Annotated in this window: 10 protein-coding genes and 1 tRNA gene; 10 read left to right on the forward strand and 1 reads right to left on the reverse strand. The window is 64.9% G+C overall.

Going from position 1 to position 13,364, the window contains the following annotated elements; genetic code table 11:
* Positions 1-52 precede the first annotated feature (52 nt).
* The 3 genes from ppnN to AC3A4T_RS06090 all read left to right on the forward strand — a co-directional run bounded on the left by ppnN (position 53) and on the right by AC3A4T_RS06090 (position 2,807).
* On the forward strand, positions 53-1,435 hold the full coding sequence (gene ppnN / locus AC3A4T_RS06080) for a nucleotide 5'-monophosphate nucleosidase PpnN (RefSeq protein ID WP_046655992.1): 1,383 nt from the start codon (positions 53-55) through the stop codon (positions 1,433-1,435).
* A gap of 88 nt (positions 1,436-1,523) precedes the next feature.
* Positions 1,524-1,600: transfer RNA gene (locus tag AC3A4T_RS06085), tRNA-Asn, on the forward strand.
* Between the two features lie 550 nt (positions 1,601-2,150).
* Entirely contained in the window at positions 2,151-2,807 is a 657-nt protein-coding gene (locus AC3A4T_RS06090) for a hypothetical protein (protein ID WP_487674579.1), read from the forward strand.
* 545 nt (positions 2,808-3,352) lie between these two features.
* On the opposite strand, the gene AC3A4T_RS06095 is transcribed toward AC3A4T_RS06090, so the two are convergent.
* Positions 3,353-3,886, reverse strand: coding sequence for a GspH/FimT family pseudopilin (locus AC3A4T_RS06095; RefSeq protein WP_487674580.1), 534 nt, complete (start codon positions 3,884-3,886; stop codon positions 3,353-3,355).
* Between the two features lie 225 nt (positions 3,887-4,111).
* Between AC3A4T_RS06095 and AC3A4T_RS06100 the strand changes: the two genes are divergently transcribed.
* The 7 genes from AC3A4T_RS06100 to uvrB all read left to right on the forward strand — a co-directional run bounded on the left by AC3A4T_RS06100 (position 4,112) and on the right by uvrB (position 13,318).
* Positions 4,112-4,630, forward strand: a complete 519-nt coding sequence (locus AC3A4T_RS06100; protein ID WP_487674581.1) for a GspH/FimT family pseudopilin — start codon at positions 4,112-4,114, stop codon at positions 4,628-4,630.
* 44 nt (positions 4,631-4,674) lie between these two features.
* A complete protein-coding gene (pilV, locus tag AC3A4T_RS06105; protein ID WP_487674582.1) occupies positions 4,675-5,112 on the forward strand; it encodes a type IV pilus modification protein PilV in 438 nt (145 codons plus the stop codon).
* Positions 5,109-6,335 (forward strand): PilW family protein, encoded by a 1,227-nt coding sequence (locus AC3A4T_RS06110; RefSeq protein WP_487674583.1) that lies wholly within the window; start codon positions 5,109-5,111, stop codon positions 6,333-6,335. Before pilV ends, AC3A4T_RS06110 begins: the two co-directional genes overlap by 4 nt.
* Positions 6,336-6,343: 8 nt before the next feature.
* Positions 6,344-6,865 carry a pilus assembly PilX family protein gene (locus tag AC3A4T_RS06115; protein ID WP_487674584.1) on the forward strand — a complete coding sequence of 174 codons (522 nt, stop codon included), beginning with the start codon at positions 6,344-6,346 and terminating at the stop codon, positions 6,863-6,865.
* Between the two features lie 10 nt (positions 6,866-6,875).
* Entirely contained in the window at positions 6,876-10,676 is a 3,801-nt protein-coding gene (locus AC3A4T_RS06120; RefSeq protein WP_487674585.1) for a pilus assembly protein, read from the forward strand.
* Between the two features lie 12 nt (positions 10,677-10,688).
* Positions 10,689-11,126 carry a type IV pilin protein gene (locus AC3A4T_RS06125; RefSeq protein ID WP_487674586.1) on the forward strand — a complete coding sequence of 146 codons (438 nt, stop codon included), beginning with the start codon at positions 10,689-10,691 and terminating at the stop codon, positions 11,124-11,126.
* A gap of 161 nt (positions 11,127-11,287) precedes the next feature.
* Positions 11,288-13,318 (forward strand): excinuclease ABC subunit UvrB, encoded by a 2,031-nt coding sequence (gene uvrB, locus AC3A4T_RS06130; RefSeq protein ID WP_487674856.1) that lies wholly within the window; start codon positions 11,288-11,290, stop codon positions 13,316-13,318.
* The last annotated feature ends 46 nt before the right edge of the window (positions 13,319-13,364 follow it).

Below are 13,364 nucleotides of genomic sequence, written 5' to 3' on the forward strand. Positions count from 1 at the left end.
AAACTGCTAGAGTCCTCCCCACTAATCGATGAAGAAAACAGAGAAAAACGCAATGACCGCACCTTCCATTCCGGCCGTCCTGCCGACGGTCAACGCCCGCATCTATCCCAAGGGCGGGCTCGACGTTCTGTCCCGCGACGAGGTCGCGCGCCTGCGCGACGCGTCCACCGGCATGCACGACCTGCTGCGTCGCTGCGCCCTGGCGGTGCTGACCAGCGGCAGCGCTTCCGACGACCCGCGCGCGGCGCGTGAGCTGTATCCCGATTTCGATATCGAAGTGCATCAGCAAGACCGCGGCATGCGCATCGACCTGGTCAAGGCGCCGGCGATGGCTTTCGTCGACGGCGACATCATCCGCGGCGTCGCCGAACTGCTGTTCGCGGTGGTCCGCGACCTGGCCTACACCGCGATCGAGCTGGGCAAGGGCGGCGGCCGCGATCTCGACAGCAGCGACGGCCTGACCGACTCGGTGTTCGGGCTGCTGCGCAACGCGCGCATCCTGCATCCGGCCGACCCGAACCTGGTGGTGTGCTGGGGCGGCCACTCGATCTCGCGCGACGAGTACATCTACACCAAGCAGGTCGGCTACGAGCTGGGCCTGCGCGGGCTGGACATCTGCACCGGCTGCGGCCCGGGCGCGATGAAGGGCCCGATGAAGGGCGCGACCATCGCCCACGCCAAGCAGCGCAAGCGCAACATGCGCTACATCGGCATCACCGAGCCGGGCATCATCGCCGCCGAATCGCCGAACCCGATCGTCAACCACCTGGTGATCATGCCGGACATCGAGAAGCGCCTGGAGGCCTTCGTCCGCATGGGCCACGGCATCATCGTGTTCCCGGGCGGCGTCGGCACCGCCGAGGAGATTCTCTACCTGCTCGGCATCCTGCTGCGCGAGGAAAACGCAGGCCTGCCGTTCCCGCTGATCCTGACCGGCCCGACCGCGTCGGCGCCGTATTTCGAGCAGATCGACAAGTTCATCCGCCTGACCCTGGGCGACGCGGCGACCTCGCGCTACGAGATCATCGTCGGCGACCCCGAGCAGGTCGCCAAGCGCATGAGCCACGGCATCCGCAAGGTCCGCGAGTACCGCATCGAGCAGAAGGATTCGTTCTTCTTCAACTGGTCGATCGACATCCCGCTGACCTTCCAGCGCCCGTTCGTCCCGACTCACGAGGCGATGGCCGCGCTGGACCTGCACCACGGCCGCAAGCCGCACGAACTGGCGGCCGATCTGCGCCGCGCGTTCTCGGGCATCGTCGCCGGCAACGTCAAGGAGGACGGCATGCGCCGGATCGAGGAATTCGGCCCGTTCGAGATCCACGGCGACCCGGACATGATGCAGTCGCTGGACGAGTTGCTGCGCGCCTTCGTCGAGCAGCGCCGGATGAAGATCGCCGGCGAATACCGCCCGTGCTACCGCGTGGTGACCTGAGCCGGGGTCGCTGAAAAACCGGGGTTTTTCACTTTTTTGCACAAGAGTGTTGACGCCGGTCGACTCAGTAAGCATCATATGCAGCCCCGCCCGAATAGCTCAGCCGGTTAGAGCACTTGACTGTTAATCAGGGGGTCGTTGGTTCGAGTCCAACTTCGGGCGCCAGTAATACCAAGGGCTGCGAGCAATCGCAGCCCTTTTTTGTTTCTCACAAATTCCGCCACTTCTCCCAAATTATCGGGCCGGCTTCGTGGTTTTCGGCTTCGCGCGGACATGGCGCTTGATGATTTCATATCCTGGCGACCCACAAGCCGGCCGCTTCAGCGCCGGTCTCTCTGTCGCTGCCGGCCTGGGGCGCGGCTCGGCGGCCGCTACAGTGTGACCGTGGCGAGTCGGCGCGCGGCCAGCACTTTGGTCGATGTCGCGGGCGCCTTGTTGCGGCACGATCGCGGCAATTGAGTCGATACCGGCGCTTCGTCTGCTCCATCGCATGACGCGGCGCGAAAGTGCGGGGCATTTGTCAGTGGCTACCTCCTGCAGGATCTGGTGTCCGTACTCGGGTAAGCGCATAAGCCAGAAGATGGGTCGGCCTCAAACTCCATATTTCGCCACGACGCAGGTTTGGCGAAACGTCGGTCCATGCCGGTGTACGCTTTTCCAGATGGTGCCCACCGTGGCTCGGTAGTGCCGTTAACGGGTTAGCTGAGGATATCGCATGCTGGGAAAAGTAACGGGACTGCTCTCACGGCTGGAACTCGGCAAGAAGAACGATCATGAGCGCGCACAAGTGGGCGATGAAATCACCCTGCCGCAGTTGCCACTTGAGTCGCTACGGGCCGGAACGATTGCGTTGGAGTCGATGATGCTCAAGTCGCTCTCCCAATCGGTGACGACTTTGCAGATATCCACGCGGGACGAAATGTGGTGTGCCGCTAACATCATGGAAATGCCCAGGACCTCGGCCGATTCCGAGCTCGAAGCCTTGGTGATGCTGGTTACCCGGCGTCTGTATTGGCTGGAGGAATGGGAAATCATTGAAACCCGGGTGGAGGACTTTGAAGGGTTTGCCGATCTGTGGCTCACTCCATTGTTTCGTGAAAGCGAACTGGTGGCGGTATCCGGAGCCAAGGCCCAGGATCTGATCAATGGGTCCCTTGAGTCCGTGCGCGAGTGCGCGTTGGAAAGGGCAAACCATGCATGCGCAAGCGAATTGCACATCAATGGGCAAAAGGCCGGCCTCAGTCGAATAGAAGAGAGGCCGGGCTCGCCTGTGCTTTGCGGCCTGTTCTTATCATCGAAGTGGAATTCAGTCGACGTGTTTTACGTAACGCCAGAGACTTATGGGATCTACGATTGGGGCACTGGTGCGTAGGCGCTTTGATCGCCTGGTGGAAATTTATCGATCGCTGAGTGGTTACGACGCACTAAATGCTCGCGCTTCATATCGGCATGGCGCTGGGTCAACTCATAGTCGGTGAAGCCATAGCCGCTAGCCGGCGCGTACCGGAACAGCCAAACGTCCAAAATCAGAGTTAGATCCTCTGAATATTACGGAGCTTCAACCCTGGGCGCCGCTTTTTAAGCGACTTGCTTTACATGTATTAGCCACTTAGCGTTACTTAGTCAGCTGGCCGTAATCAGGTGGCGTTGGTTCGAGGTCCAACTTCGGGCGCCAAATACGAAAACGGCCGCGAGCAATCGCGGCCTTTTTCATTGGCCGCGGTTTTTCATCGGCGACGGCTTGCGCCGATCGCGCCGCGCGCCGACTGCCTGGTTTTTCGTCGCGGTGGTTGTCGCAGCGACGACGCGTCGAATCGATGGCGCGCGGCGCGGCCGAACTCGCCAAATCCGACTCCGCTCATAGCTCGTTAGCGCTTGCCTGCCGACCGGGCCGGACCGGCCCGCGCACTGCCGCAGTTACTCGAGTTGGCAATCCTGCGCCGCGCGCAGGCTCGCGGGACGCTCGCTGATCCGGCCTTCCTCGGTCAGCGCCAGGGCGACCGCCTCCTGCGGGCAGCGCAGGTCGCACAAGGTGAAGCCGATCGCCGAGTCCGGGCGGCCGTCGTGGGGCCGGAACCGGATCCGGGTCTGGCGGCGGGCGCTGCACAGGCGCAGGCCGTCGAGCAGGGGCGGGGTCTTGTGCAGCAGTTCGTCGCCCTCGTCGAAGCGGGCGTTGCCGTTGCGATCGGCGAAGCCCAGCCAGCCGTGGCTCCAATCGGTGTCGTCTGCGCAGGCGAAGCCCTCGCGGGACGGGCATAGCCAGACGGTGCTGGCGTGCTCGGCGGCATACTGGTGGGCCTGCTCGACGCTGTCGGCCAGGCCGCTGCGCACCGCGGCGACGCGGGAGGTGCCGGCCAGGGCGCCGAAGATCGAACTGGCGACCAAGGTCAGCACGCCGGTGCAGACGATTGCGAAGACGAACTCGAGCAGGGCGAAGCCTTTGTTTCGCATGGCCATTCCTTGGCGGTCGCGGGGTGGACAGAGTCGCCGGCGCAGACTGTGATCGGAAGCAGGTGGCGCCGCGTTCGTGGGTAGGGGCCCAGGCGTGACCGGTGTCGGAGTATTCCTAGGCACAAAACCTTTGACCAACTCCGCCCGACCGCTCGTCGGTGTGGCACCTTTTCTAGGTAATTCCGACTGTTAGCATCCAGGCGTCCTCTGGGGAAGAGAAGCGCTATGGCTCTGCGTCGGTCCGCCGGCTTCACATTGATCGAACTCTTGGTGACGATCGCGATCGCCGCGATTCTGCTCGCCCTGGCACTTCCTACCTTCACCGAATCCATACGCGCCAACCGCGTTTCCACCGCGACCAACCAGATGCTGGCGACGCTCAACTTCGCCCGCTCCGAAGCAGTGCGCAGCAAGAGCAGTGCGCGTATCTGCCCGAACAACAACGGAACCGGCTGCGGCAGCGACTGGAGCGCCGGCCTGTTGATCTGGACCGACGAGAACGGCGACGGCGCGTTGACCGCGAACGAGATCAAGCGGGTGGTCGATCCGCAGAACAGCATCGATTTCACCCCGCCGACCGGCGTGACCCAGATCAGCTTCGACGAGCGTGGCCGCACCCTGGACCGGGCCACCTATTCCTTCGCCCTGCAGGCGCACGAATGCAAGCCCGGGGTCTATAACCGGCGCTCGTTCGCGATCAACCGGATCGGCCGGGTCGCGGTGACCAAGGAGACCTGCCAGTGAATGTCTCGGCGGTACGGCGGCGCGCGCCGCGAAGCTCCGGTCGGATGCGCGGCCTGAGCCTGATCGAAGTATTGGTGGCCGTGCTCGTGCTCGGTCTGGGGCTGCTCGGGTTGGCGATGCTGCAGGCGACCAACCTGCGTCTGGCGCAGAGCGCGAACCAGCGCACGATCGCGACCAATCTGTCGAGCGATCTGCTCGACGACATCCGTTCCAACCGCTTGCTCGCGGCGCAGTACTCCGGCACGTACAACGCGTCGTCGGTCGCGGCGAATACCTCGTGCGCGGTGCTGAACACGGTCACCCCGGATCAGCGCAAGACCGCGTTCACCTGTCGCATGCGTGAGGCGTTGGGTGAAACCGGGGTGGCGATAGTGGACGTGCGCACCGACAAGACCGTCAACATCAGAATCCGATGGGGCGATGCCCAACGCTGGGATCCGACCAAGCCAGTCACCGAATTCGAAATGGACAGCGCGCTATGAACCGTCGTCTGCAAGCAGGCTTGTCCTTGATCGAACTCATGGTGGCGTTGCTGCTGAGCACCGTGCTGGTGCTGGGATTGATCGAAATCTTCTCGGCCTCGCGCGCCTCGTACCTGATGGCGCAGGGGCTGTCACGCGCGCAGGAAAGCTCGCGTTTCGCGATCGATTCGCTGCAGCGCGACGTGCGCATGAGCGGTCACTTCGGTTGCGTGTCCGACCAGGCGCACTTCTACGCCGGCAACGGCAAATTCGGCGAGTTGTTCCTGTCCGACCGCGCCGATTTCAGCGCCATTCCGGCCGAACGCGAGGCTCTGCGTTTCGATTATTCGATCCGCGGCTACGAAGCGCTCGCCAGCGCGCCGAACGACAGCGTCGCGATCAGCGCCACGCCGACTCCGGGTGCGTCGGCCGACTGGTCGCCGGCATTGCCGAACGCGTTCCTGACCGGTACCCAGCGTCTGCAACCCGCTCCGATCCGCGGCAGCGACATCCTGATGCTGCGGTTCCTGTCGCCGGAAAGCGCCGAAGTCACCGGTTTCACGACCGGTAATCCCGCCACGATCCTGGTCAACGCCGCGCAATGGCCGGTATTGACCGCCGCCACGCCCACGCCGGGCATATTCGGCATCGCCGACTGCCGTTCGGCGGTGATGTTCCAGGCCAGCGCGATCACCAACGCAGCGGGCACGGTGCAGATCACCGTGCGCAACACCGGCGTGAACCAGATCGCGTTCGACGGTTCCGACACCTTCGCTTCGGGCCAGGCGCGTCTGTATCGCGCCGAGAGCTTCGTCTACTACATCGGGCTCAATGAGGTTGGCGAGCCTTCGCTGTTCCGCGCGCGCCTCAACGTGCCGCCCGGCGCGGGCGCGGTGGAACTCGACACCGGCCTGGCCGAGGAAGTGGTCGAAGGCGTGGAGAACATGCAACTGCTGTTCGCCCAGGACATCGTCACCAATCCGGCGCAGGCGCCCACCGGCGTGATCAACGGCATCCGCACCGCGGCCGGCCTGTTGCCCGACAGCCAAAGCCAGGCCGGCTGGCAGCGCGTCGGCGGCGTCCAGGTGGGCTTGCTGGTGCGCGGCAACGACCGCGCCGCGGCCGCGCAGAAGACCGCGCCGACCCGCTCGCTGGGAACCCGTCTGCAACTGCCCGCGGACGGACGCTACCGCAGCGTCTACGAAACCAATATCGCCCTGCGCAACCGGCTGTACGGAAATTGAGGCCCACCATGACTATCGTCCGTAGCCGTCGTTCCGCCGCCATGAGCCCGCTGCGCAGGCAGCGCGGCGCCGTGCTGTATGTCGCCTTGATGATGCTGGTGCTGCTGGCGCTGATCGGCATCACCGCGTTGCAGGTGACCGGTCTGCAGGAGCGCATGACCTCGAGCTACCGCTCGACCAACAATGCCTTCCAGAACGCCGAGGGCCGCGCGCGCAGCAATGAGGCGGATCTGCAGCGTCAGGTGCAAAGCGGTGGCGCCGAGGTGATCGCCATCGACGAACCTTTCTGCGTGGCCGGCTTCGATCCCAGCGGTTGGGCGCGCACGATGAAGTACTCCGATCCGTTGCCGGCGAAGCTGAGCCATACCCGCCGCATCGACGAATGCGTTTCCGGCGGCACCGGCATCGGCATGGGCACCGTTCCGATCAGCGAGAACACCAACCTGATCTTCCAGGTCACGGCCTATGCCGTGGACCGCGGCACGAACCCCGGTTCGGACGCCGTCATCGACACCATCTTCGTACCCTGAGGGTTCCGCCATGGCATCCCCCCGCGTTTATTTCGCGATCCCGCTGATGCTGGCCGCCGCCGGCGCCGGGTACTGGCTGTACAACGCCAACGCCCTGCAAGCCGACGGCACGTTGGCGCAGGCGCCTTTGAATTCGAGCGTCACCATTCCGCCGGCCTTCGTCATGGCGGTCGACGACTCGGGCTCGATGACCTTCCAGACCCTGTTCCCAGGCGCCGACGGCGCCGCGTTCTGGGAGTACGACGCGCGCGCGACCAACGGCTATTTCACCGGCAGCGGCGCCAACGCGCGCCTGCGCACCCAAGCCGATGGCTTCGATTCGCGCGGCTATCACCACACCATTCCGTCGGTCGGCTATCGCATCGACACCTCGCGGGTGGCGATCGCGCCGATCGACAATTTCGGCTTCGCCCGCTCGCCCGACTACAACCCGGCGTATTTCAGTCCGCTGGTGACGTATTCGCCTTGGAAGCGGCCCAACGGGGCGAACGAGATCGTCGATTATCCGCAGGCCAATGTCGGCGCGACCCGGGTCAATCCCGATTCGGCCACGCCCACCATCGGCCTGGCCTCGGACTGGTCGGCCAACAACAACGATGAGCGCTTCTACGTGCCCAACGGCGCGACCTTGCCGCGCAACACCGTGTATTGGATCGATCAGGCCTGCGGCGGCCTCAGCGGCTCGAACAATTGGCGCACGCTGAACAACGCGGTGACCTTGAACGCGAACTGCAACGTCGCCATCCGCTACTACCCGGCTACGTTCTATCTGAAGACCGCGACCGTGGTGCAGCCGCCGGGAACGCCGGCCGCCGAACTGTTCGGCTATACCGGCACGCCGGTCACCGCCACCAATGCCTGCGGCGACGGTTGCAATCTGTACCGCTACGAAATCCGTCCCGGCAATTTCGGCAGCGCGGCCCAGTACAACAAGGCGATCCAGAATTTCGCCAACTGGTTCAGCTTTTACGGCAACCGCGTGCGCGCGATGCGCGCCGCGCTGACGCTGTCGCTGGAAAAGACCGAGAAGATGCGCGTCGGCATGTTCACCATCAACAGCGGCGGCGGCAGCTACAACTACGCCAACGTGACGATGCGCGACATGTCGGTCGCGACCGACAAGGCCTCGCTGTACAACGACCAGTTGCTCAAGATCGGCGCCAGCGGCGGCACGCCCAACCGTTGGGCGGTGCAGCACATCGGTCGCCAGTTCAAGCGCACCGACGCCGGCGCGCCGGTCAAGTTCGCCTGCCAGATCAACGCCGGCATGCTGTTCACCGACGGCTACAGCAATACCGACGGCCCGGCGGTCGGCTCGCAGGACGCCGACATGCCCGCGCCGTTGGCCGACGCGTTCCCGAACACCCTGGCCGACACCGCCGCGTTCTACTACAAGGACACGCTGCGCACCGACCTGGGCCTGGGCAAGGTGCCGGTGCCGGAGCAGTGCAAGACCACGCCGAACGATCCCAAGCTCGATTGCCGCGCCGATCCGCACATGAACTTCTATGGCGTGACCCTCGGCGCCAAGGGCGAGATCTACGGCCGCGCCTACGATCCGGTCACCAACACGCCCAATCCCTACGCCGGATATCAGCCGCCGTGGCGCGCGTATCAGAACGATGCGCCGAGCACGGTCGATGAAATCTGGCACGCGACCATGAACGCGCGCGGCAAGTTCATCAACGCCACCACGCCGGCCGACATCACCTCGGCGATGCGCGAGATCCTGGCCTCGGTGGGCGCGGCGAACACGCCGTCGGGTACGATCGGCCTGACCGGTTCGCGCATCGGCAACAACACCTTGTCGGTGGAGCCGACCTATCAGTCGGCCAACAACGGCACCGACTGGTTCAGTCGCCTCAACGCGTCCAAGGCCACCCACGACGCGGTGACCGGCACGATCACCTTCACCAATCTGTGGGAAGCGTCTTCGGGCCTGGAAACGGGCAGCCGCACGATCAACTTCGGCAAGACCCTGTCGGGCAACGTGGTGCCGCTGGTCAGCGACTTCACCGTCGCCGCGCTCGGCGGCAGCGATACCGCCGTGCTCGCCGCGCTGTGCAGCGATGCCCTGCAGAACTGCGCCGGCAAGTTCAACCGCATCCCGGGCGGCGTCACCGGCACCGAAGCGGTCGCCTACCTGCGCGGTTCGCGCGCCAACGACGGCAACAACGGCGGCAAGCTGCGCAAGCGCACCACGCTGCTGGGCGACATCGTCAACTCGACGCCGCTGGTTTCGGCCAAGGGCGACGACTACGGTTATCGCGGCCTGCGCACCAGCGCGGGCGCCGCCGACGCGCTCAACTACGCCAACTACCTGCGGACCAAGCAGAACACCCGCAGCGCGTTCGTCTACGTCGGCGCCAACGACGGCATGTTCCATGCCTTCAACGGCGACACCGGCCGCGAAGTGTTCGCCTACATCCCGGCCACGTCGGTCGGCCACATGGGCAATCTGTTGTTCCCATATCGCCCCGAAGACCGTAACGATCAGGTATTCCAGCATCGCTATTACGTCGACGGTCTGGCCACGGTGTCCGACGCGCACGACGGCAGCGCCTGGAAGACCGTGGTCGCGGCCAGCGTCGGCGCCGGCGGTCGCGGCGTGTTCGCGCTCGACGTGACCGACCAGAACACCCTGCGGGTGCTGTGGGAGATCAACGACAAGGTGTCCGACGCCAACGGCGGCAAGGACATCGGCAGCGTGCTGGGCAAGATCGCGATCGTGCCGGTCAAGCTCAGCAGCGGCGTGGTCAGGTGGAAGGCGGTGTTCGGCAACGGCTACGAAAGCGTCAACGGCAAGGCCGTGCTGTTCCTGGTCGATATCGCCACCGGCGCGGTGGACCGGATCCAGGCGCAGGAAACCGATGCGCCGCTGCCGACCCGGACCAAGAACGGCCTGGGCAACCTGGTGGTGATCGACCGCTTCGACGGCACCGGTACGACGGTCGGCCGCGATGGCTACGCCGACACCGCGTACGCGGCCGATCTCAACGGCGCGGTGTGGAAGTTCGACCTGCGCAATAACACCGTGGCCAATGCCAACAAGCCCTTGTTCATCGCCCGCAACAAGGACAACTTCAACGAGCGTCAGCCGATCGTCGGCGGCCTGGAAGCGACCATGGCCGGCGACAACGTGATGGTGTTCTTCGGCACCGGCGCGTTCTCGTTCACCGGCGATCCCAGCGATCGCACCATGCAGACGATTTACGGCGTAATGGACCGCGGTTCGCAGGTGGCCGGTCGCAGCGAACTGCAGCGCCAGTACATCCTCGAGCAGACCACCTCGCAGGGCCTGCAGGTGCGCATGATCACCGGCGAGCGCCTGGATGCGACCAAGAAGGGCTGGTACCTCGACTTGGGCGTGGATGCCGGAAGCGCCGGCAACCCGGTCGGCACCGGCGAGCGCTCGGTCGGCAACCTGCGGCTGCAGAACGGCATCCTGTTCTTCCCGACCTACGACCCGACCAGCACCGACGGCTGTTCGACCGACGGCAACAACTGGCTGTACGGCCTGGATGCGCTCAGCGGCGGTTCGGCGCTGGCCAATGCCAAGGTCAATTCGGCGCTCGGCAACAATCTCGGCGCCGGGGTCGGCGCGGCCAAGCTCAACGGCGGTTCGGCGCCGGTCAAGGACGTGGTCGTGGTGGCGACGCCCAAGAGCGACATCCTGCCGGCGAACGCGACCGAGGAGCAGATCGCCCAGGCGGTGGCGTCGAAGTGCTCGATCATGGTGCAGACCTCCGGTTCGCAACCGCTTTACCTGCCACGTCCCTGCGGTCGCCAGTCCTGGCGCCAGATCCGATAACGAGGAAGCGACATGAAGCAGTTTCACTACAGGGGCGCACGATCGATCCGGGGTTTCACCCTGATCGAACTCATGGTCGTGGTGGCCATCATCGGCATCCTGGTCGGCATCGCGGTGCCGACCTACCAGGACAGCGTGCGCAAGAGCCGTCGTGGCCAGGCCAAGGCCGATCTGGCCGAGGTTGCGCAGGCGATGGAGCGCTACTACACGGTCAATAACAGCTATGTCGGCGCCAATCTCGCTGACATCGCCATGACCCAGTCGCCGAAGACCGGCGATGCGCGTTACACGATCTCGTTCTCCGGCGCCACGACCGCGAGCACCTTCGTGTTGAGCGCGCAGCCGGTGGGCGGGCAGGTAGGCGACGATTGCGGCACCTTGACCCTGAGCAATACCGGCGCGAAAACGCCGGATGCGCAGACCATGCCCGAATGCTGGAACCTGCAATAACCTGACCGGTTCAGCTTGCGGCCCGCTCCTTCACCGGGGCGGGCCGTTTGCATTGTGCGAACCCCGGCCAGCGCGCCGCACGCGCCCTCAGACAGCCGCCATTCTCACCCGCTGAGACCGAGTTGGATAAACTGCCCGATTCGCATCGCTCGGGTAGCACGATGGACGACAGTCAGCAGTCCGCCGGTTTCCAGCTGGTTTCGCCGTATTCGCCAGCCGGCGATCAGCCGCAGGCGATAGAAAAACTGGTCGCCGGCTTCGAAGGCGGCCTCGCGCAGCAGACCTTGCTCGGCGTGACCGGCTCGGGCAAGACCTACACCATCGCCAACGTGGTCCAGGCGGTGCAGAAGCCGACCCTGGTGATGGCGCCGAACAAGACCCTGGCCGCGCAGTTGTACGGCGAGTTCAAGGCGTTCTTCCCGCATAACGCGGTCGAGTACTTCGTCAGCTACTACGATTACTACCAGCCCGAAGCCTACGTGCCGTCGAGCGACACCTTCATCGAGAAGGACAGCTCGGTCAACGAGCACATCGAACAGATGCGGTTGTCGGCGACCAAGGCCCTGCTCGAGCGTCGCGACTCGCTGATCGTGTGCACCGTCTCGGCGATCTACGGCCTGGGCGATCCGAACGAATACTTCCGCATGGTCCTGCACATGGTCCGTGGCGAGCGCATCGACCAGCGCGAGCTGATCCGCCGCCTGACCGAGATGCAGTACACCCGCAACGACACCGAACTGCGCCGCGCGACCTACCGCGTGCGCGGCGAAGTCATCGACGTGCATCCGGCCGAAAGCGATTCGCAGGCACTGCGCGTGGAGCTGTTCGACGGCGAGATCGAGAACCTGACCCTGTTCGATCCGCTGACCGGCGAAACCCTGGAACGGGTGCCGCGCTTCACCATCTACCCCGGTTCGCATTACGTCACCACCCGGCGCACCGTGCTCGATGCGATCGAGACGATCAAGGAAGAGCTGCGCGAGCGTCTTGAGTATCTGTACGCCAACAACAAACTGGTCGAAGCGCAGCGCCTGGCCCAGCGCACCCAGTTCGATCTGGAGATGCTGGCCGAGGTGGGCTACTGCAACGGCATCGAGAACTACTCGCGGCATCTGAGCGGGCACATGCCCGGCGAGCCGCCGCCGTGCCTGTTCGACTACCTGCCGCCCGACGCGCTGCTGGTGGTCGACGAATCGCACGTGACCATTCCGCAGATCGGCGCGATGTACAAAGGCGACCGCTCGCGCAAGGAAACCCTGGTCGAGTTCGGTTTCCGCATGCCCTCGGCGCTGGACAACCGGCCGTTGCGCTTTGAAGAGTGGGAAGGGCGCTCGCCGCGCGCGATCTACGTCTCGGCCACGCCCGGTCCGTACGAGCTGAAGAAATCCGAAGGGCAGATCACCGAGTTGGTGGTGCGGCCGACCGGCCTGATCGATCCGGTGGTCGAGATCCGCCCGGTCGCGACCCAGGTCGACGATGTGCTCGGCGAGATCCGCGAGCGCGTGGCGATGGGTGATCGCGTGCTGATCACCACCCTGACCAAGCGCATGTCGGAAAACCTCACCGAATACCTCGGCGAACACGGGGTCAAGGTGCGCTACCTGCATTCGGACATCGATACCGTGGAGCGGGTGGAAATCATCCGCGACCTGCGCCTGGGCAAGTTCGACGTGCTGGTCGGCATCAACCTGCTGCGCGAAGGCCTGGACATGCCCGAGGTGTCGCTGGTCGCGATCCTCGACGCCGACAAGGAAGGCTTCCTGCGTTCGACCGGCTCGCTGATCCAGACCATCGGCCGCGCCGCGCGCAACCTGCGCGGCAAGGCGATTCTGTACGCCGACCGCATCACCAATTCGATGCAGCGCGCGATCGAGGAAACCGACCGCCGCCGGCAGAAGCAGGTCGAGTACAACGAAGCGCACGGCATCACCCCCAAGTCGGTGGACAAGGCGGTGGTCGACATCATGGAAGGCGCCCGGGTCGATCCCGAAGCGCTCAAGGCGCGCGGCAAGGGCCGTCGGGTGGCCGAGGACGCGGCGGACGTCGCGAGCCTCAGCCCGGCCCAGTTCGCCGCCAGGATCAAGGCGCTGGAGCAGCAGATGTACCAGCACGCCCGCGATCTGGAGTTCGAACAGGCCGCGGCGGTGCGCGATCAACTGCGCAAACTCAAGGACGCCGGACTCGGCGCCTGAGCCGGCCGGCCCGGCCCGCACGGCGACGACAAAAAGGCTTGTCGCT

It is taken from the genome of Lysobacter sp. Soil_N_51, from assembly GCF_057655755.1.

What these genes read in the sequence shown, in the direction of transcription:
- ppnN (WP_046655992.1), top strand. Translation starts at nt 53, where the DNA reads ATGACCGCACCTTCCATTCCGGCCGTCCTGCCGACGGTCAACGCCCGC.
- AC3A4T_RS06090 (WP_487674579.1), top strand. Translation starts at nt 2,151, where the DNA reads ATGCTGGGAAAAGTAACGGGACTGCTCTCACGGCTGGAACTCGGCAAG.
- AC3A4T_RS06095 (WP_487674580.1), bottom strand. Translation starts at nt 3,886, where the DNA reads ATGCGAAACAAAGGCTTCGCCCTGCTCGAGTTCGTCTTCGCAATCGTC.
- AC3A4T_RS06100 (WP_487674581.1), top strand. Translation starts at nt 4,112, where the DNA reads ATGGCTCTGCGTCGGTCCGCCGGCTTCACATTGATCGAACTCTTGGTG.
- pilV (WP_487674582.1), top strand. Translation starts at nt 4,675, where the DNA reads ATGCGCGGCCTGAGCCTGATCGAAGTATTGGTGGCCGTGCTCGTGCTC.
- AC3A4T_RS06110 (WP_487674583.1), top strand. Translation starts at nt 5,109, where the DNA reads ATGAACCGTCGTCTGCAAGCAGGCTTGTCCTTGATCGAACTCATGGTG.
- AC3A4T_RS06115 (WP_487674584.1), top strand. Translation starts at nt 6,344, where the DNA reads ATGACTATCGTCCGTAGCCGTCGTTCCGCCGCCATGAGCCCGCTGCGC.
- AC3A4T_RS06120 (WP_487674585.1), top strand. Translation starts at nt 6,876, where the DNA reads ATGGCATCCCCCCGCGTTTATTTCGCGATCCCGCTGATGCTGGCCGCC.
- AC3A4T_RS06125 (WP_487674586.1), top strand. Translation starts at nt 10,689, where the DNA reads ATGAAGCAGTTTCACTACAGGGGCGCACGATCGATCCGGGGTTTCACC.
- uvrB (WP_487674856.1), top strand. Translation starts at nt 11,288, where the DNA reads ATGGACGACAGTCAGCAGTCCGCCGGTTTCCAGCTGGTTTCGCCGTAT.